The 17446-nt window shown below is 36.7% G+C and carries 21 protein-coding genes and 1 riboswitch; of the genes, 9 read left to right on the top strand and 12 right to left on the bottom strand.

Annotated elements, in window-relative coordinates:
• Nucleotides 1-112: 112 nt before the first annotated feature.
• Nucleotides 113-685 carry a DUF2808 domain-containing protein gene (locus tag U2718_RS19535; protein ID WP_341996289.1) on the bottom strand — a complete coding sequence of 191 codons (573 nt, stop codon included), beginning with the start codon at nt 683-685 and terminating at the stop codon, nt 113-115.
• 296 nt (nt 686-981) lie between these two features.
• Between U2718_RS19535 and U2718_RS19530 the strand changes: the two genes are divergently transcribed.
• Entirely contained in the window at nt 982-1470 is a 489-nt protein-coding gene (locus tag U2718_RS19530) for a hypothetical protein (protein ID WP_341996287.1), read from the top strand.
• Nucleotides 1471-1514: 44 nt separating this feature from the next.
• Here the strand turns inward: U2718_RS19530 and U2718_RS19525 are convergent, their stop codons facing one another.
• Together U2718_RS19525 and U2718_RS19520 are read right to left on the bottom strand one after the other, a co-directional pair.
• Nucleotides 1515-1799: a TMEM165/GDT1 family protein gene (locus U2718_RS19525; protein ID WP_341996285.1), complete on the bottom strand. Its 285-nt coding sequence runs from the start codon at nt 1797-1799 to the stop codon at nt 1515-1517.
• A gap of 17 nt (nt 1800-1816) precedes the next feature.
• Nucleotides 1817-2209, bottom strand: coding sequence for a TMEM165/GDT1 family protein (locus U2718_RS19520; RefSeq protein ID WP_341996282.1), 393 nt, complete (start codon nt 2207-2209; stop codon nt 1817-1819).
• Nucleotides 2210-2501: 292 nt separating this feature from the next.
• A riboswitch (Glutamine riboswitch) is annotated at nt 2502-2561 on the top strand.
• A 35-nt stretch (nt 2562-2596) separates the two neighbouring features.
• On the opposite strand from U2718_RS19520, the gene U2718_RS19515 reads away from it, so the two are divergent.
• The 3 genes from U2718_RS19515 to U2718_RS19505 all read left to right on the top strand — a co-directional run bounded on the left by U2718_RS19515 (nt 2597) and on the right by U2718_RS19505 (nt 3911).
• Complete coding sequence (locus U2718_RS19515) at nt 2597-2752, top strand: hypothetical protein (RefSeq protein WP_341996281.1); 156 nt, start codon at nt 2597-2599, stop codon at nt 2750-2752.
• Nucleotides 2753-2779: 27 nt separating this feature from the next.
• On the top strand, nt 2780-2935 hold the full coding sequence (locus tag U2718_RS19510) for a hypothetical protein (RefSeq protein ID WP_341996279.1): 156 nt from the start codon (nt 2780-2782) through the stop codon (nt 2933-2935).
• A 175-nt stretch (nt 2936-3110) separates the two neighbouring features.
• On the top strand, nt 3111-3911 hold the full coding sequence (locus U2718_RS19505; RefSeq protein ID WP_341996278.1) for an MGMT family protein: 801 nt from the start codon (nt 3111-3113) through the stop codon (nt 3909-3911).
• Between the two features lie 27 nt (nt 3912-3938).
• Here U2718_RS19505 and U2718_RS19500 read toward each other — a convergent pair whose 3' ends face one another.
• The 3 genes from U2718_RS19500 to U2718_RS19490 form a co-directional block, all read right to left on the bottom strand.
• On the bottom strand, nt 3939-4232 hold the full coding sequence (locus tag U2718_RS19500) for a hypothetical protein (protein WP_341996276.1): 294 nt from the start codon (nt 4230-4232) through the stop codon (nt 3939-3941).
• 255 nt (nt 4233-4487) lie between these two features.
• Entirely contained in the window at nt 4488-5558 is a 1071-nt protein-coding gene (locus U2718_RS19495; protein WP_341996273.1) for an L-histidine N(alpha)-methyltransferase, read from the bottom strand.
• An 843-nt stretch (nt 5559-6401) separates the two neighbouring features.
• A complete protein-coding gene (locus U2718_RS19490) occupies nt 6402-6764 on the bottom strand; it encodes a YkgJ family cysteine cluster protein (protein WP_341996271.1) in 363 nt (120 codons plus the stop codon).
• Nucleotides 6765-6946: 182 nt separating this feature from the next.
• On the opposite strand from U2718_RS19490, the gene psb30 reads away from it, so the two are divergent.
• Together psb30 and U2718_RS19480 are read left to right on the top strand one after the other, a co-directional pair.
• A complete protein-coding gene (gene psb30, locus U2718_RS19485; protein ID WP_016873729.1) occupies nt 6947-7069 on the top strand; it encodes a photosystem II reaction center protein Ycf12/Psb30 in 123 nt (40 codons plus the stop codon).
• A gap of 277 nt (nt 7070-7346) precedes the next feature.
• Complete coding sequence (locus U2718_RS19480; RefSeq protein ID WP_341996268.1) at nt 7347-7610, top strand: hypothetical protein; 264 nt, start codon at nt 7347-7349, stop codon at nt 7608-7610.
• A 314-nt stretch (nt 7611-7924) separates the two neighbouring features.
• Here U2718_RS19480 and U2718_RS19475 read toward each other — a convergent pair whose 3' ends face one another.
• Together U2718_RS19475 and U2718_RS19470 are read right to left on the bottom strand one after the other, a co-directional pair.
• Nucleotides 7925-8344 carry a bis(5'-nucleosyl)-tetraphosphatase gene (locus U2718_RS19475; protein ID WP_341996266.1) on the bottom strand — a complete coding sequence of 140 codons (420 nt, stop codon included), beginning with the start codon at nt 8342-8344 and terminating at the stop codon, nt 7925-7927.
• A gap of 24 nt (nt 8345-8368) precedes the next feature.
• Nucleotides 8369-9571, bottom strand: a complete 1203-nt coding sequence (locus U2718_RS19470; protein WP_341996263.1) for an AAA family ATPase — start codon at nt 9569-9571, stop codon at nt 8369-8371.
• Between the two features lie 937 nt (nt 9572-10508).
• Here U2718_RS19470 and minD point away from each other — a divergent pair.
• Together minD and U2718_RS19460 are read left to right on the top strand one after the other, a co-directional pair.
• Nucleotides 10509-11288, top strand: coding sequence for a septum site-determining protein MinD (minD, locus tag U2718_RS19465; protein ID WP_341996261.1), 780 nt, complete (start codon nt 10509-10511; stop codon nt 11286-11288).
• A gap of 1110 nt (nt 11289-12398) precedes the next feature.
• Nucleotides 12399-12872 (top strand): response regulator, encoded by a 474-nt coding sequence (locus U2718_RS19460; protein ID WP_341996260.1) that lies wholly within the window; start codon nt 12399-12401, stop codon nt 12870-12872.
• Nucleotides 12873-12930: 58 nt separating this feature from the next.
• On the opposite strand, the gene U2718_RS19455 is transcribed toward U2718_RS19460, so the two are convergent.
• Nucleotides 12931-13338, bottom strand: coding sequence for a DUF2294 domain-containing protein (locus U2718_RS19455; RefSeq protein WP_341996258.1), 408 nt, complete (start codon nt 13336-13338; stop codon nt 12931-12933).
• A gap of 484 nt (nt 13339-13822) precedes the next feature.
• Here U2718_RS19455 and U2718_RS19450 point away from each other — a divergent pair, with 484 nt between their 5' ends.
• Nucleotides 13823-14089, top strand: a complete 267-nt coding sequence (locus U2718_RS19450) for a hypothetical protein (RefSeq protein WP_341996256.1) — start codon at nt 13823-13825, stop codon at nt 14087-14089.
• A 5-nt stretch (nt 14090-14094) separates the two neighbouring features.
• Here U2718_RS19450 and U2718_RS19445 read toward each other — a convergent pair whose 3' ends face one another.
• The 3 genes from U2718_RS19445 to U2718_RS19435 all read right to left on the bottom strand — a co-directional run bounded on the left by U2718_RS19445 (nt 14095) and on the right by U2718_RS19435 (nt 17209).
• Nucleotides 14095-15219 carry a hybrid sensor histidine kinase/response regulator gene (locus U2718_RS19445; RefSeq protein ID WP_341996253.1) on the bottom strand — a complete coding sequence of 375 codons (1125 nt, stop codon included), beginning with the start codon at nt 15217-15219 and terminating at the stop codon, nt 14095-14097.
• 61 nt (nt 15220-15280) lie between these two features.
• Entirely contained in the window at nt 15281-16624 is a 1344-nt protein-coding gene (locus U2718_RS19440; RefSeq protein ID WP_341996251.1) for a hybrid sensor histidine kinase/response regulator, read from the bottom strand.
• A gap of 153 nt (nt 16625-16777) precedes the next feature.
• On the bottom strand, nt 16778-17209 hold the full coding sequence (locus tag U2718_RS19435) for a response regulator (RefSeq protein WP_341996249.1): 432 nt from the start codon (nt 17207-17209) through the stop codon (nt 16778-16780).
• Between the last annotated feature and the right edge of the window lie 237 nt (nt 17210-17446).

The raw sequence follows: 17446 nt of genomic DNA, 5'->3' as shown, positions 1-17446 counted from the left end.
TTTGCAAAGACAAGGAAAAGATACAATCGTTACCGCCCGCCTTATATCCCGGCGCTGAATCAAAGATTACAGCGCGGGACTTACGGCGAATCAGTTAAATGAAAAATTACCGCTAAGGATGCCATCTCAATGAATCGATGCTGGGGCTGTAAAATTGTAATCGTCCAAAACCAAGAAATTGACCGTAAGATTTTTCGCCCGCTGGGTAGGCAGTAACTCCAAATAAATAAACACCACCAACCATAGGATTTTGCACGGGTTTAAGAGCAATTGTAATATTTTTACCTGGCGATATAGGCGGATCGAATGTCAGTGATAGGGTTCGGGATTTGCGATCCCTTGTCACATCTTTTAGTTTCAGCTTTTGACCTTTTTTACGACGCGTTCCTTCAAAAGCATAAGTATCTTCTCGATCAAAGCGAATATAGTCAACTCCTTCGCGTTGATTAATCGTTATTTTTTGTAAGGGTTCTCCGGCATTCTCAGGCAAGCTGATCGTGAAATAGTACGTTGCACCCCATACATACGTATCTTGGTATGTAGTCGCTGCTTCTATAAGGCGTGGAGGCTGGGCAAAGTATACTGTGCCATTTTGCAATTGAATTGCTGGGCTGCTTAGGGTAATGTAACCTTCAATTGCGATCGCCCCAGTTAATGCTGTACTAAATAAAACTCCAAAGCGCATGGCTTTATACCTTTTGGAGCTAAGGCAGACTAGAAGCCTACTCTAAGTTGATGTTTATGATTTAATTGTAATGATTCGATTGCGTAACAATTACTTATTTTTATTGCTATTGTTTATATCTTTGCAAATATTTTTAATATGCATATGGCAATATAAATCACAGCGTGTATAATTGCCTGTTGAATTTAGTTTATACATTGTCAACTAGCAATGTATAAAGATAATTGAAATTTGTTGTCAAATTGATTTGTGAAGTACGAAACTAAGAATATAACCCCAGCAATTATTCATTACTTATGAATACTGTTTCTAGCTTCGGATTCAAGCGTCCGATCTGGCAATCTATTGTCATGTTGAGTTTGGGCTTTTGGCTGAGTGCTAGCCTAATATTAGATTGGGTAATTATGCCTAGTCTTTATATTTCTGGCATGATGACACAAGCGAGTTTTGCGACAGCAGGCTATGTGATTTTTTGGAATTTTAATCGAATTGAATTACTGGCTGCTGGCTTAGTCTTAACAGGTGTTTTAGCTCTGGGCAAAGATAAATTTAGCTGGCGTATTGGTAGCCTGATTTTATCAGTGTTACTGCTGTTGATAACGCTTGTTGATACATATTTGTTAACTCCGCAAATGTCTGCTATTGGACTGCAATTAAATTTATTTCAGGCAGTTGCAGAAATCCCCACAAATATGAATATGTTGCACGGCGGTTACTGGCTATTGGAAATAATCAAGCTAGTAGCCGGCGTTACGCTGTTGGGTTGGTATTGGCGGCAGCAGTAGACAAGAATTTGTAGAGACGTGCTGTAGTGCGTCTCTACAACTAATTATTCAGATACCTCATTGTCAAAAAACAGCAGACGCAAAGCGAGAATAGCAAATCCGACAGCAGCGATCGCTTTCAATAAGCGCGTAGGTAATAATTCTGCTACAACTCCCCCAGAGACGGCTCCTAAGAAACTAGTCAAAAGTAATGCAGCGGCTGTACCAAAGAACACGGCTCGCGGAGATTGACAACGCCCTGAAAGCGCGATCGCGGCTAACTGACTTTTGTCGCCTAGCTCTGATAAAAAAACTGTAATAAAACTCAATCCTAAAAGGTGCCAGTCCATAAGATTATTCTTTAGCCTTAGTTAATGACTACATCCCAAAACAGCATCAGGGAAATCAGCAGTAACATCACTCCAGCAGCCTTGTTGATAGTCTTTGGAGAGAGGCGGCTAGCGATCCAACTACCTAAAATTACACCCAGGAGGCTAGTAGTGATTAATGCTGCTGCCGAGCCGACAAATACTACCCAAGGTGAATTAGATTCTGCACTCATCAATAGAGTCGATAGCTGGGTTTTATCACCAATTTCTGCTAGAAAAATAGTAACGAAGGTAGTGGTAAAAATAGCTACAACTGATTGCTTTTGGGGACAATCGACAGTTGTAGGTGATGGTGAAATGCTTTTTAGTTCTAGCTGAGTAGGAGGCTGAGATACACTGGCTATGGTCACAGGTACAGAATCAAGTTTCACAGGCAGTAGTTTTGATCTAGAGGTTTTTCATATTCTTTTCATTTTCTCAGATTTTTGTTACAAATTGCAACCCTGGAATGATTAATTCTTGTTTGTTGTGATCTAATCCGAGCGATGGCTCTCGATTTTGACTTACACGCATCCACTTGTGAAATAAAATTACCTATCGTTGCTTCCATTTCCTGTGAAACTCTACTAGTTGGGGTAAATCCTTACAAGAAGATTACGGTTTTCCCTCTCAGGACAGAAGCAAAAATTGTCACAACAGTAATATATTATGAGTAAAGGATAAATCGTTCATCTCTCGTGTTGAGAGACGGAAGTAAGGAAAGTTGACCTGAAGGAACGCGCCTCATTCAACAGTACATAAATAAAGAAAGAGGCGACATGAAATCAAATTATCTTGAAATGCAATCCAATCACAAATCTGGGTTAATCTGCACACAAGCCCGTTTGTTAATGAGTCAAAGCCGCCAGAAGCTGCAAAATCGTCAACAAGTAATGTTGCATCGGGCAGCATCAGAATTGGGGATTGATTCATAAAGTAGAGTATTGGTGTTAGAAACAGTCATGAAAAGGAATACACAACAACGCTTGCAAACAGCGGTTGATATCCATCGTGCTAACATCCTAAAGAGCTTAGAGCATCGTTTACGAGTTGCCAGAGTTAAAGGAGATGAAAACTTACTTCATCAGTTAGAAGCAGAAAAGGCATACTATAACTAGCTTTTAGGCAGTAGTAGTATTTGCGTCAGGGTGTGATCGGAGCAAAGTCTAAATAATATAATGAAACCGCCAGAGGTAGTGTGCTCTGGCGGTTTGTTATTGAAAACGCAGTTGTTCTCTTGATGCGGTAACTTCCTAGTTAATAATCCTTATATACGATAAATGATTAAATGTTATGTCTGATAAATATGGCTCTGTACTGCATCTTTTTACCAAGCTAAAACAAGGTGATGCAATGGTAGAGCTTACACATTTAAATTTGCAAGTAGGTCATGGTATACAAGGAGATATTAATGCTAATCCTATCAGTCCCAGGCAAGTTTTAATTATCAGACATGAAGATATTTTAGAATTTTCAATTGAACCAGGTGAATTGCGAGAAAATATTGTGATTACAGGTATACAACCTGAGAAGTTCGTACCTGGCTCTTTGATAACTTTTGAAAGCGGTGCTGCAATTCGCTTAACTTTTTACTGCGAGCCGTGTAAACGCATAGCTTATTTAGTAGAATCATTAAAAAGTATTCAATATAAAAGAGGAATTTTGGGTGTAGTCATCGCATCAGGTAAAATACAAACTGGCAGCAAATTTCAAATTCAAACTAATCAATTTCCAGTATTATCTGAAAATCCCTATGGACGCTTTCTAGATTTTATAATCAAAGTTTCTAATGGAAAAGTTGTGACCTATAAAGAGATTATTAAAGGGATAGGAGTAGGCAATAGCTATATGCGAGCTATTCCGATGTACATTAAAAAAACTTCTGTTCCTAATTATCCAACTCATAGAATATTAGACTCTCAAGGTAATTTATTAACATATATTCCTGAACAGAAAAACAAATTAGAATTGGAAGGGATTAAAGTTTTATGTAAGATAGATTTATCTCGTAATCCAAATAAATATTATGTAGATATTAAAGAGTATTTATGGGAAGGTACAACTCTCTATCTAAATAGTCAAACGATAATATAGATTATTGCTGAAGATAGATATTTTTGGTTAATTATTTAATCCGTTAGAACTACTAAGTTTAAATGCAATAATACCAATCAATACCAATAGACCTAAAGCTCTGCGAAAATAATTAATACCTTGAAATAATTCCAGCCAAGCCCAAGTAAACAAAGAGCCATTCGCCAAAACGTCTAACGCTGTATTAACTTTACCAGTTGTAAAAATTAGAGCAAGTAAACTGGTTAGTATCCAAACAATAAGCGGGAGATTTGGCTTCTGAGCTAAAACAATATTGCCATTACTGTCACGGAAAGTTTTGTCAACTAACGTATTTTCCATAATTTTTAATTGCAACTTAAATTACTAGGTATTTGATTGAGAGTTAGACTGAGATTTTACTGAAATTCTATATCCATAATAATATTAAAATATTGAGACCACTTTTCAACAACTATCTAATTGCTGAGATGAAAGCAGCAAAATATATTCATATATTAGTATATCAAAAGGCATACTCACAGCAAATCTGCTAATATCTGCCAAGAGCCGAATGTAATTTTGAGCAATGTTCTACTTCTGACACGGGGCTAATTACTACTTACTAGTAATTTGGCAAAATACCATAGCATGTGATAAGTATTTGTTAGTACTGTAGTGAACAAGCTCTAACCCAGCTTTTTCTATTTCTTGCAGAAGTTCAGGTATTTCATATTTATGATGTCTCCAAATCGTTATTTCTTCACCTGCGGAGATTTCAAGATTTTTATTAATTGCCATAAAGTTAAAATTTATAGTGTAGTTACTCAGAATTTGCATATTAGCAACTAGGCTATCTGTTTGTGAATCATATTTTCTTATAAGTTGACAATCTTCAGATTTAATCCCAAGTGTATTTTTAATCCATCCATATACTTGTTCTGCATGATATTTGCAGCCACCTCTAGCACTGCCATCCCATTGAGAATTAGAACCAATTTCGTTAGTGAAGACTAGAAAATCATTCTTTTGCATACTATTTCTAAAATTTGTGAGTACTTTAATTCTATTTTGATGGTTTCCCATTGTTACACCCAAGTGCAAAATTATTGTTGCTGTGTCTTCAGTTTTAACTTGAGTCTGATTCTCCAACTTCTCCAACAGACTTTGAGGTATACAATTATTTTCTATATCAATTAAAGCACTGAGAAATTCAATTTTGGGAAACCACTTCTTAAAATTAAGATTGGATATATTAAGTAAATCTTCGCTAATATCTAAGGCAAGATATTTATTGATTAAACCCAATTTAGTAAGCCTACAGATAAATTGTTTAACAGGATATGAATTTCCTGCACCTACATCAATAACATTAATTTTTTGGTATTTGTGGAACTTGTTGATAATAAATGTAAAATTCTGCTTTAAAAGGTCAATTTCTACATTTGATGTCCGATACCATTTAGGAATAGCATATTTAAGATAAAAATTATCCCAAATTTTGGCACCCCTACCTTTATAAGAATATTTGAGAGGTATCTCTCGTCTCACTTCTAATGCATGAATTATTCCTAAAAGTTCTTCTTCAGAGAAAACAGAGTAAAATTCAGAGCTTGGCTTTGCTGTACGATTATTTAAAGTTGATATATCCGAGGGAAGTTGTGAATTGCTATTAGAGTTTGTAACCATTATTCTTGTTATTTAGTTTTTCTAAATTTCATAAAAAAGTACAATTAATTTTACTTAACACATATATTGCACATCACCTTGAATACTCTTGTACTAAATTACAACTCTTATAGCCAAAGTCCGTTTCAACAGACTAAAAAATATGTCTAGTAAGCTTTAGCTTACTTTCGCTCTTAGCCAAGAAATTTATTTCTTGGCAGTCGAAAAATAGGTACAAGATATAACTTAATCTTAAATAAGAGACTCAAGAAGTCAGGTGTGTGATAGAATTATTTAGAGTTTGCATTAGCAATAATCATTAATTTTGAGAATTAGTAAAAAGGTCATAAGTTAGTATTCAGGAGTTATAATCAAGTTTTAACAAAGAAAATTATATTGCTATTCACGATTAAAATCTAGGACTTTAAAACACTATTTTCTGTGTAGTCACACAGAATACTCAATCTGAATCCAGCTTCTGAATTCTAAATTCTTCTTCGGTAAAATGTAAACAGCCAAAAACTTCTCTATTCTTATGACTGTAGAACACCAAACTGAAAAAGACTTTCTTAGAACAAACACTAGTATAAAGATAAATCAAGAAACAGAAAAAGTTTTATGTTCTCATTGTCAGCGCACCGCGACAAATGGTATTAAATGCAAAGGGATGTGTGTGGCTGATAACGACTATTAAGGGAATAGCGCGCTTATAAAGTCAAAATACTTGTAGTTTAATAAGTATTCTTGATCACTAAATCTTGGCATTAGTTGCCAAAGATAAGCTGCAACCTTCAGTAGACTTGTAGTGACAACTGGCTTTGTCTGGCTTGCTGTAAGGTAAGTAACTGCCCTGTGTCTATGTCATCACTCTTTATATATGTAACCAACGGCTTGATTGAAGCGCAGCATTTCTAAACTGCGATCGCCATAAACGCCTTCGATTTGCTGTTGACAGCACTCAATTGCAAAATCATTCAATTCTTCCGGGTAAATGCCGTACATATCCTCAAACACTTCCGTTTCTACACGGCAGAAACGCGGGCGATTTGTGTAGATTCGGCATTCACGTGTGGTGCGATTAAAATTTACGCACCATCCTCCTTCACCTACCATGCTCAGGTAGAGTTCCATTTCTTGTGGCGATAAGTACTCATCTAAGTCTGGGCGGTATGCTGGATCGAGGTGACAGCAAGCTCCGCATTGCTTTACACATTGCCAAGTAGCCATTGTTTAAACCTTAATTTTTATTTGCTGGTGATCAGCTAGTGCGCAATCCCTATTTTAGTTTTGTATATTGTTTGTTATCATTTTGTTAAGTAAATTAAATTTGATAGGCAATCGCCGGATATGATAAATTCCGGGTTTGACAATTGAGTGACAAATAGTTTTAAGTCAACTGGGAGGGAATAATGTTTGAAGCTTTAACAAGCATTAATTGGGAAGTTATTTTCCAGCTGCTGTTTGTAGCCTTGATTATGTTAGCCGGTCCTGCGGTGATTTTTGTACTGGCTTTTCGCGGCGGCGACCTTTAATATCAAATTTAGCTTTTCATCTGTATGTAGATATAGCCCGCTAATGTGGGCTATATTATTTGGAATTTTTTAAGCAAGTCATGAAGTATTATAACACTACTTTCTCTACACTCACTTCTTATCATTGACGTTCTCACTAAAACAGCATCAATAAATTGTGGGTGTGTCATAATCACATCCTGTAAAAAGTATGTGCTTTAGCAGTGGAAGCATTAACTATTAGTAATAATCGTGACAATCTTTATACTTGATTTCTGGTATATAACTTACTTTCAACATGAAAGAAATAGTTACTTTTTTCTTTGGCTTAGGCTTTGTTATTAACGCTAGTTTATTTGTGCCACAAGCCATGAGAATTCTTAAAACTAGAAGTGCCAAAAATGTTTCTTTAATTACTTTTTCTGGTTTTAATCTGATTCAAATAGATGGAGTTCTTTATGGTTATTACCAAAATGATTTGATTTTAATGTATGGAAATTTACTTAGTTTTATTACTTGTGGAACTGTAACATTATTGGCTGTATATTATAGAAATAAATAATATTAGAAATTTTATTTTTCATGCCATTCCAACCGGAGATAATCTAGTTATGCTTTGAGTAGTCATATTCAATCTTACATAGATTTGCTTGTGCATATCTTTCAATCTCAAAGGTAGAATCGTTACTTTCTAAGATAATTGACTGGGGATGTATTGCTGCTAGCTCCTGACTAAATATGATAGGAAATAGCATGATTAGGAAGTCTAAGTGCTGCTAAAATTAGCTATTGTATTTTCACGATAATTGAATCGGTTCAATTTAATTATTGAGTAATTAACTACAATTGTTTTGGGGTATTTTCCTGAAAACTTTACTATCCATACAGGTAGTTTTCTAATTCCGTTAGTAGTGGATCGATGGTTTTTTGTTGAATTATGTGTGGGGGATCCCAAACCATCCATATGTAGCCACCGTGTTCACTAGTTTTTACAACTACTTCGTTCTTAAGCCAAGCCAAAAATATCACAATAGTTTTTTCTTTTTTCTTCCCTTTCAATCGCTTGTGACGAAGTCTGTAAGTTACAGTAAACCGAAACTTTTCATCTAACTCGATATCATTAATTGTAATTCCAGATTCTTCAAATAACTCACGTAACGCACAACTAATTTCATCCTCTCCTGGTTCGATGTTACCTTTTGGCAAATCGTAGGAGTTAGGTTTTAACAGCAGCAAAAAACTCATCTGTGGCTGCGATCGCATCACAATTACACCACAGGATTTTTTCTTTTGCATTTCTCAAGTCTGTAGTTTTATTACTCAAACAAATTTATGGGTAAACTCATACATCAAATCAACTCTACCTTTACGTAACATAGCTGGATCTAATCTTTCTGTAGTGTTACAAGTCATTAATACCACTAATCTTTGCCGCATTTGAATACCAGAGTCATCAATTACGCTTTGGTACAAAGTACCATCCAGTAAACTTAAGATATGTTCGGTTTTAGTACTGTATTGAGCAACTTCGCTAGCACGATTTTGGGCTAAATTATCAGCCTCATTAATAATAATGCAAATTCGCTCTAAATATGTGGGTGGTACAAAATTAGCGATCGCATCATGATCTAAAATAAAAATTACGTATCCAAGTGGTACAAGAATTTCTTTTGCAACTGCTTGCGTCCATGCTGTTTTACCTGTTCCTGGTTCGCCATGTACTAAAACTGCTAATTGATTTTGATTGAGAATTACTTGCTGTACTGCATCACTAAAGCTTTGAATATCTTCGGGAAAACTGCGAATGGAAAATTGATTGTAAACCTTGCCGACGCGGCTTTGATATCCACTGAGCATAATTGCTAAATCATAAGTTGCTTTGTTAATTAATGGTGATAAATCTTTTGACATCAAAGTATACTGTCGTCGCCCTCTTTCGTAGGAATCAATTTGTAGCCAAACATCCTCTTGAGACCAATAACTATAAACTGTATTTATAACATCTAAACGTTCCCAACTCACAAATTTTTCGACAGGAAAATACAAGTCTCTTTCTAAGTAATATTGAGTGATAATATCAGGACGTTCTAGCAACTGTAAAACCCGCATTACAGTTATTTCTTGCAGTCGATTCAGGACATAATCAATCGGAATACTATTACGACTTACAAATTGCACAATAGGAGTTTCTGTACTCAGAATATCCTGATAACGGTAATCTGGTGCTAGTGGATCTGGCGTAATATAATTCCAGAATTTCTCAAATTCGTAACGCGTATTATCGGAAGCAATATTTAATAAATTTGCCCACCAGGTATAATGATTGCGTCCTAAAGTTTCCGCTATATTACTTACCAGATTTAAAGTTTTTTGCGTTAGTTCTTGCGTGTCTTTAAACGCCAGTTGTCCTAAAAACTCCCAATTGAATTCTCGGTGAAAAGGCCGCCAACCACTAGCAAGTAGGCTTTGACGATTATTATTTATAGGAGAGCTTTCATTATTTCTAAAATATTCAAATTCCATATTTTTATGAATTTAGCGGTAATGAAGTCGTGTTTTAGAGAAGATTTACCCGCTTTTGGTAAAGTTTGTATGTAATATAATCTACTTAAGTGCAAGTCGCCAGAGTAATCCATTTATACACTTGCAAGAAACTCTATGAGTAAGTACTAAACATTTGTTTAGCAGTACAGCCACTTCTAAATTAACATTTCAGGTTTTGAGTGGTTCTTAATGCCTTCTTTGCTACTCTACTCTGTAGAAAATCGCCCCAGTAGTTTCTATCGGGTATCTACAAGGTGATTGCGTGATCACAGAGCAAATTTTTCTTTTACCTAAATGTTGGCAGAATGCCCACGCCGTGGAGCATCGCGGCGCTGGGACGGGCAGTTGCTTTCCGATGCCAGGCGACAGGAACGCACTGCCCTCATGAATGCCAACCAATAAATATGCATGGAAAGACATTCTCATGAACAGCGTGATACCCATAGCAAAGTTACTATCCGATTGAGAGCCAATAAGCTGGTACTATGCAATACATTGTAGTATAATGTACTATGCGTGTCAAATTACTGTAAATTTTTATCTTTCTATTCAAAATTGTTCAGAGCAGACATTACAGGAAGATGTCCTTTAGACGTCTACAAAAATAGCTTTGAGACTAAAGTTTTATACTTTGCTGTATAGGTATTATCGATATGCATACTTCACTACATTTTAATTTAAAGAAAAAACAAAATTTTAAATAACTAAAGTTAATGACGTCAGCCGATGATTAACAGTCAACTCTGTATGCTTTCAATTTGTCATTAATTTAGGAAATACTGTATCTAAGTTAGCAAAAGTGATGTACGCGGGAAATGTTAAAATTAATTAGTTTTGTGATGGTTAGTACTTAAGTTCCTGGTAGAGATAATATTTAGGGGTACTAGCCCTTGTCCCAATAGAGTAAATTTCTATCATGACTCGCATTATTGTCATTACATCGGGCAAAGGCGGTGTGGGTAAAACCACAGTGACAGCCAATTTGGGTATGGCTCTAGCTAAAATGGGCTATCAAGTGGCACTGGTTGATGCTGACTTTGAATTGAGAAATTTAGATTTGCTGCTAGGACTAGAAAAACGCATAGTCTACACATTGTTTGATGTATTGGCTGGAGAATGCCGTTTAGAACAAGCTTTAGTGAAAGACAAACGGCAACCTGGTTTAGTACTTCTGCCAGTAGCACATAAACGCGCCACAGAATCAGTAGATCCAGAGCAGCTAAAGTTACTGTTAAACAATTTGGCACAGAAGTATCAATTTGTACTACTGGATAGCCCAGCGGGTATTGACATGGGATTTAACAATGCGATCGCTGCTGCCACCGAAGCGATAGTTATTACTACACCAGAAATTTCCTCAGTGCGTGATGCAGCCCGTGTAATTAGGTTGCTAGAAGACAAAAAAGACATCAAGTCAATTCGATTAATAGTTAACCGTATTAGACCTGGAATGGTACGGGATTTTAATATGATGTCGGTAGAAGATGTTCAAGAACTTTTGGCAGTTCCGCTATTGGGATCAATTCCCGACGATGAGCGCGTGATTGTTTCCACCAATCGCGGCGAACCTTTAGTATTAACGGGAGGTAAATCAGGGGCTGCTGTTGCTTTTGAGAAAATTGCTCGCAATCTACAACAGACAGCAGAAGTACAAAGTCAGGATATGACTTTAACCTTGGGGAATTTTTTCGCATAACAGACTATCTGGCTATTTGACTTGCCAGATTGTTGTAACTATCGATGAGCTTGTTAGTCAGGTGCAATAGCGAATCTTGTCTATTGTTAACTGCTAGATAACGATGCACCATTTCAATCCAAAACAAAGTGAGAGTGTCGTGATCACCACTATCTTTTGTGGTTTTGAACCTATCGCCGTATTATACCTTTGAATACTCTGGCGGATGCGAGCGCTTGTTTGTTGTTCTGCTTCATGAGTGAGATACCAGAGTGCCACTTCGCTCGCGACAAACTACAATTATTGAATGCAGCTATCAAATCTTCAATTTCACCAACCGTTTAGTATTTACTAAGTTCATCATTCATTTAATTTTTAATTGCTAAATTGCTGTAATTTTTTACCATTAGCTATAGCAATTTTATTTTATCGATCAAAATTTTTAGACATAGATCCTCAACTTTTTATTATAAGTCGGGGATCTTATTTTTCACCAATGATTTGGACTGATACAAGTACTCAGTCACAATTAACTATACGCATTGTTTTCCTGTCGCCTGTTTTTCTCTTTCCCAAGTTCCAGATGAGAAAGCATTAATTAAGGCAGAGTCTCCTGTTTTTATTGAGGAGTTTAGAGTTCACCCTTATTTTGCACAACCGCTTATTAGCAGACTTCAGGAATTCTTACGTTTAAAACAGAACTACCATAAAGTGAAATTGCGCAATTTCACTCAAATTTTGTGTTTACGTGATCGCCTTGCATAAATACAAATTTTGAGTATTTATGCTTATTTATTTTGAGTTTTGATACATAAAAAGTAATTATATTTCTTGACATTTTTTAATTTTACATACATGGGAGTATTGCAGGTAAATGACATCAAAGATTATGTATTAAAAAATTATTAACTATATCAAGTACTTATGAATTATTTGCTAGTTTTCCTGTTTATTTTGCTTATAATCAAAGGGTATAGCTCTTACTCATTCAGCTTGAGATGTGCTTTTATCCAAGCTTATTGGGTGAGCAAGGTATAGTCAACTTGATAGAGTTGATCACGAGCCAGTCTTGAACGAGCGCTATGTTACCGCTCTGGGAATGCCTTGTTTGTTCTTTCAAGAGAGACGAAAATGCGAATGAGATTTTCTGAAGGAATGAAATTGGCAGGCGCAGTCATGGGTGATGAAGATAAGCGAAACTCACAGCCGCCTTTAGTTTTAGTGGTGGAAGATAATGATGACAATTTGCTACTGATGAGTTATGCGCTTGAATCACTAGGCTGTAAACTCATTTGTCAGACGGACAGTTCAGCAACTGTACTGGTGGCAAAGGAGTATCAACCAGATCTAATACTTCTAGACATTTTATTGCCTGGTTTAAACGGAATAGATGTTTTGCGTTATCTCAGACAAGAGCCTCTAACTTGCGATATTACTGTTGTTGCAGTCACGGCTTTAGCCAGTGAGGAAGACAGAGAACGTATATTAAAAGCGGGCTTTGACGACTATATCAGCAAACCCTATATGATTGAGGATTTAGAGGCTATGATTTTTAGTTACTTAGGTGAAAAGCTCAAGCAGTACTCAGCTTATGATTTGTGTTAGCCACTCATCCAACATCATACAACTGTAAGTTACTTGAATTTGATTTCGGTTTTCAGTTTTATGATGCTTTTCTTCTACCCTTATTAACGGCAGCAGGACTGCGAAAATTAGGTATTTCTGCTAGAACAGCAATCATACCAGTACGACCAGTCTCTAAGGTAGCATCACTAAGGATTTCAACTACAGCTATGTTTAACGTTTCTTCGATTAGCTCTTTGAGTTGAGGTTGAATAGCCATGTCTAAATCTGAGCGAACTTTTTCGGCTAGTTCTTGTCGTCCTGTTTGAGCTAATAATTGTTCTGGTGGAGTAATAGAATCTTCAATTAAGATTATTAAATTTTGCTCTGCTACTTGACAACTAACTTTACTTGGCTGATGTCCTAGCTGTTCGCGGTATAAAGCCTGTATCCGCTGTGCTAATGTTCTTTCTATTTGTCCACGGGTTGGTAGTGATGTTGTCGTCATATGTTCTTTCCCGAAGAAAAAGTTAGACAACTAACAACAAGCCAATCATTTTTTGAGTTGCTGTTAGAAGTGTGAAATTAAATTTTTTTGTTTCAGAAAAATTGCCTTTCACTGTTTTTGATATTAAGGGCAAGTTTTTTTGCTGTCACCAGTCCAATGTAGTATTTCAAAATGTAGTAAATAAACTTTTCGGGTGAACTGAGCATATTTGATAGGCTAGTAACTTCTATCTTAGGTTTTAGGTAAAAGTCCGGTGAAATTACATATTGATATTACTCCCAAATTTTATCACTAGTAGTATTATGACTACAAATAGGATACATTAAATAGAATCTGAAAGTCTAATTTTGGTTTCTATCAAATCATAATTTCTTGTTTAACTTTTTATCTTGATCACACTGAAATCATTAAATAATCCTGAAAATAATTACATAGTCGATTTAAATATGATAATTCTCATAAGCGTTAAAAAGTTATCTAAAACATGAGAATTGTAATTGTTAAATCAACCTTTATCAAAATTAGCACTCAACAGGCTAATGCTCTTTCCGATCCAGAAAAGCGTAAGTATTTCGGAGGAGAAATCAGGATTAAAAGACTAGAAGATGCTCCAGACAATCATTTTAAGTTTATTCTAGATCAAGATATCAATGACAGAACGGCTAATATGTCATCTCCCACTCAATACTTGGTTGCAAGGAGTGGCGCTACTCTTTATGCATTTGCACCAGATGTGCGCATTGAAAGATAATCTAGTTACTTCTTGGGTAAAGATACTGTAAAAACGCTGCCTTTTCCTAATTCAGAGATTACGCTAATTTTTCCTCCGTGAGATTCTAGAATCCGCTGGGAAAGATGCAAGCCTAAGCCACTGCCTGCACGCTTATTTTTGCCTTGGCGAAATCGCTCAAATAATGTTGCTAAATCTTCTTGAGCAATTCCATATCCTGTGTCTTTAACTTCTATTGTCACCCATGTTTGATTAGTCGAAGGAAGGGATGTTTCAAAAATACGCAGTTCTATACCCCCTGTATCTGTAAATTTGATTGCGTTTCCAACCAAATTGCCAATCACCCTACGCAATTCTAGGCAGTCACCACCCCTGACTACAGCAGCATTCTCATCTTGCTGGTTTAATCTGCTGGCATCTACTTTCAACATTAAATCCTTCTCATCCGCAAGCGGTTTAAGTTCTTGAACTACTTCTTCAACAATCTCCCGCATATTGCAGCTATCAAATTGTAAGTTCTTTTTACCTGCTTCAAAGCGATGTACTTCCAGTAGGGTGTTTACCATATCTAACAAGTTATGGTTGCTACGAATCATCGCCGCGATCGCCTGTTTCATTTCTGGCGAAATTTTGCAGAAAGTTTCCTGTTGAAACAAATTCAGCATTCGATCCGCAGCAACTAGAGGAGTGCGTAAATCGTGGGTAACACGAGAAACAAAGTCTTCCTGCTGCCGAAATAATTTCTTTTGTTCGTCAAGACTTTGCTTGAGCCGCAAAAGCGATCGCACTCTTGCTAGCAACTCATCTTGATCGAATGGCTTGCGGATAAAATCATCTGCTCCTGCATCCAAACCTTCCACTACACTGACATCATGAAATGCTGTTAATAACAGGATAGGAATATAAGGCATAGTTGGATGGTTACGAACACGACGCGTAACTTCATAACCATCTAACCCCGGCATCATCACATCTAGTAGAATCAAGTCGGGTGGAGATTGTTCAATTTTTTCTAAGGCAGTTGTACCATCTGCCACTAAGTCAATGCTGTACCCCTCAATTTCTAAAATAGTCTGTAGCAGGACAAGATTATCAGGAGTATCATCAACAGCAAGAATACGTTCTACTTTAGAATTGGTAGCTGATAACATCTTTAATATCGAGTTATTTTGAAAACAAATTTTAGTCTGATTTTTAGCTCATAGACAAATATTACCTATCCCCCTTTTCTGGTGGCAGTGTCTCCTGAGCAAAGCGGAGATCTTTTTTTTTGAGTGAGGTTCCCTTTGAAGACAAAGCAGTAATTTTGGACGTTTTGTCTAAATTCTTGCCGTCCGAGCTTTGCTGTTTTACAGATAATATTTGACGGGGTAGTTCGATTCTAAACACCGAGCCTTTACCCAATTGACTTTCAACGATGATTTTACCACCCATCATTTGTACCAGGGCATCTACAACTGGCAAACCGAGACCAGTGCCAGGATATTTACGAGTAATATTTTGGTCAATTTGTCGGAAGGCTTCAAATATATATTTGATATCTGAAGAGGCAATCCCAATACCTGTATCCCAAACAGCTATTTCGACATGATTATTGGGTAATTCTTTAACATCTACACCAATGCTACCTGACTCCGTAAACTTGATGGCATTAGAGAGTAGATTAGTTAAAATCTGTCGCACACGCAAAGGATCGTTGAACACTACAGCGTTTTGTAAATTGCTGTGTACCTGTACAGAAAGTTTTTTTGCTTCTGCAAGGGAGATCATTTCGGCTGTAGTTGCTTTAACAACTTGAGATAAATCAAATATCTCTGGATTGAGATTTAATCTACCTGCTTCTAACTTAGAAAAGTCAAGCACTTCGTTTAAAAGCATCAACAGGTGTTTGCCGTTGTTAAAAATACGTTCTACCATATTTTTTTGCTGCTCTGTGAGGCTACCACATTGAGGACGCAGCAATAATTGAGAAAAGCCAATAATAGCATTCATTGGTGTCCGCAGTTCATGAGACATAGTTGCCAAAAACTGGGTTTTCATTTGGGATGCTTCCATTAGCTTTTGATTTTGCAACTCAATCTGCTGTCTTTGTGCTTCTAATTCCTGATTCTGTTGAGTTAGCAATTCATTGCTTTCTCGCAGCTGCTGATTTACAAATGCTACTTGCATTTCTGCTCGATAAACTCGAATTGCATTCCGCAAAATCTGTGCTAAGATTTCTGGGGATACTCTGGATTTAGAAAGATAATCTGTTGCACCCGCCTTCATGAGTTCTACAGCTATTTGTTCATCTCCTTGACCTGTAAGAACTACCAAAGGAACTTTGATGCCGCGAGAACGGATCTCGTAAATTAAACTCAGACCGTTTTGGTCTGGGAGGCGATAATCTAGAAAAACGCAGTCAAAAGCAGTCTGACTCAGAGCAGCGATCGCATCACGACAGTTAGCTGCCTCAATTATTTCCACCTTCACACCTGCTGTCTTGAGAGCACGGCGGACTGTCATGCGATCAACTTCATCATCGTCTACAACTAGTATGTTTAGCGTCTCTTCCATCACCTTCAACTATGGGTACCACATTTAGGTTTTTGTATAGCATTTAAGTTTTTCAACCATTAGAAAAATTTATTTTATATTTTAAATTATCGATATAGCGGATGCGGATATGAGTGATTGTAGCCACGCTCCACAATCTTGATTTAGAATTGACTAAGGCATTTCACACAACATCCAGTACCTGTTTAGCATTGCCATTAATTCAATGAAATTCGCAAATGTCACAGGTTTAAGAATGTAGCCGGCCACATTCAAATTGTAGGCTTCTACCCGGTCTTTATCCTGATTAGAGGTTGTCATCACCACCACAGGAGTGGGTTTGAGGTTGGGGTCGGAGCGTAATTCTTGCAGAAATTCTATCCCACCCATTTTAGGCATATTTAAATCTAGTAGCACTAAACGTCGCTGTCCGGGAACTTGAGGAGGTTTACCTTCACTGCCCCGCAGCATCGCTAGTGCATCTATACCGTTAGCAGCAACATACAGTGGATTAGTGATATTAACCTTCTTGAAAGCCCGCCTTACATTCATGACATCGACTTCATCATCCTCCACTAGTAGTATGTTGATTACTTTTTCCAACATCACCTCAATTTAAGAAATAGTTAATTTTTTTGCAAATTTAGCTTATTGATTTAGAGTATCAGAGTCAGGGTTAAAACTGATTACTAAATTTAGTAATTAGTTGAACTAAAATAACTCCTTACATAAACCTAAGAAGCTTGAGAAAGCAGTAAAAAAGAATACCACTAACTCAAGTTCAACCCAATTGTAAATTGGTAACTTAGCTGACGTCCTCAGTCATTGGTCAGAGTTAGATGA

It is taken from the genome of Chlorogloeopsis sp. ULAP02 (assembly GCF_038404745.2).
Classification (GTDB): Bacteria; Cyanobacteriota; Cyanobacteriia; order Cyanobacteriales; family Nostocaceae; genus Chlorogloeopsis.
This window is presented reverse-complemented; position numbering and strand designations above follow the sequence as displayed.

Bases quoted from the DNA above. Each gene is read 5' to 3' on its own strand.
- U2718_RS19535 (WP_341996289.1), bottom strand. From the start codon at position 685: ATGCGCTTTGGAGTTTTATTTAGTACAGCATTAACTGGGGCGATCGCA.
- U2718_RS19530 (WP_341996287.1), top strand. From the start codon at position 982: ATGAATACTGTTTCTAGCTTCGGATTCAAGCGTCCGATCTGGCAATCT.
- U2718_RS19525 (WP_341996285.1), bottom strand. From the start codon at position 1,799: ATGGACTGGCACCTTTTAGGATTGAGTTTTATTACAGTTTTTTTATCA.
- U2718_RS19515 (WP_341996281.1), top strand. From the start codon at position 2,597: ATGAAATCAAATTATCTTGAAATGCAATCCAATCACAAATCTGGGTTA.
- U2718_RS19510 (WP_341996279.1), top strand. From the start codon at position 2,780: ATGAAAAGGAATACACAACAACGCTTGCAAACAGCGGTTGATATCCAT.
- U2718_RS19505 (WP_341996278.1), top strand. From the start codon at position 3,111: ATGTCTGATAAATATGGCTCTGTACTGCATCTTTTTACCAAGCTAAAA.
- U2718_RS19500 (WP_341996276.1), bottom strand. From the start codon at position 4,232: ATGGAAAATACGTTAGTTGACAAAACTTTCCGTGACAGTAATGGCAAT.
- U2718_RS19495 (WP_341996273.1), bottom strand. From the start codon at position 5,558: ATGGTTACAAACTCTAATAGCAATTCACAACTTCCCTCGGATATATCA.
- U2718_RS19490 (WP_341996271.1), bottom strand. From the start codon at position 6,764: ATGGCTACTTGGCAATGTGTAAAGCAATGCGGAGCTTGCTGTCACCTC.
- psb30 (WP_016873729.1), top strand. From the start codon at position 6,947: ATGTTTGAAGCTTTAACAAGCATTAATTGGGAAGTTATTTTCCAGCTG.
- U2718_RS19480 (WP_341996268.1), top strand. From the start codon at position 7,347: ATGAAAGAAATAGTTACTTTTTTCTTTGGCTTAGGCTTTGTTATTAAC.
- U2718_RS19475 (WP_341996266.1), bottom strand. From the start codon at position 8,344: ATGCAAAAGAAAAAATCCTGTGGTGTAATTGTGATGCGATCGCAGCCA.
- U2718_RS19470 (WP_341996263.1), bottom strand. From the start codon at position 9,571: ATGGAATTTGAATATTTTAGAAATAATGAAAGCTCTCCTATAAATAAT.
- minD (WP_341996261.1), top strand. From the start codon at position 10,509: ATGACTCGCATTATTGTCATTACATCGGGCAAAGGCGGTGTGGGTAAA.
- U2718_RS19460 (WP_341996260.1), top strand. From the start codon at position 12,399: ATGCGAATGAGATTTTCTGAAGGAATGAAATTGGCAGGCGCAGTCATG.
- U2718_RS19455 (WP_341996258.1), bottom strand. From the start codon at position 13,338: ATGACGACAACATCACTACCAACCCGTGGACAAATAGAAAGAACATTA.
- U2718_RS19450 (WP_341996256.1), top strand. From the start codon at position 13,823: ATGAGAATTGTAATTGTTAAATCAACCTTTATCAAAATTAGCACTCAA.
- U2718_RS19445 (WP_341996253.1), bottom strand. From the start codon at position 15,219: ATGTTATCAGCTACCAATTCTAAAGTAGAACGTATTCTTGCTGTTGAT.
- U2718_RS19440 (WP_341996251.1), bottom strand. From the start codon at position 16,624: ATGGAAGAGACGCTAAACATACTAGTTGTAGACGATGATGAAGTTGAT.
- U2718_RS19435 (WP_341996249.1), bottom strand. From the start codon at position 17,209: ATGTTGGAAAAAGTAATCAACATACTACTAGTGGAGGATGATGAAGTC.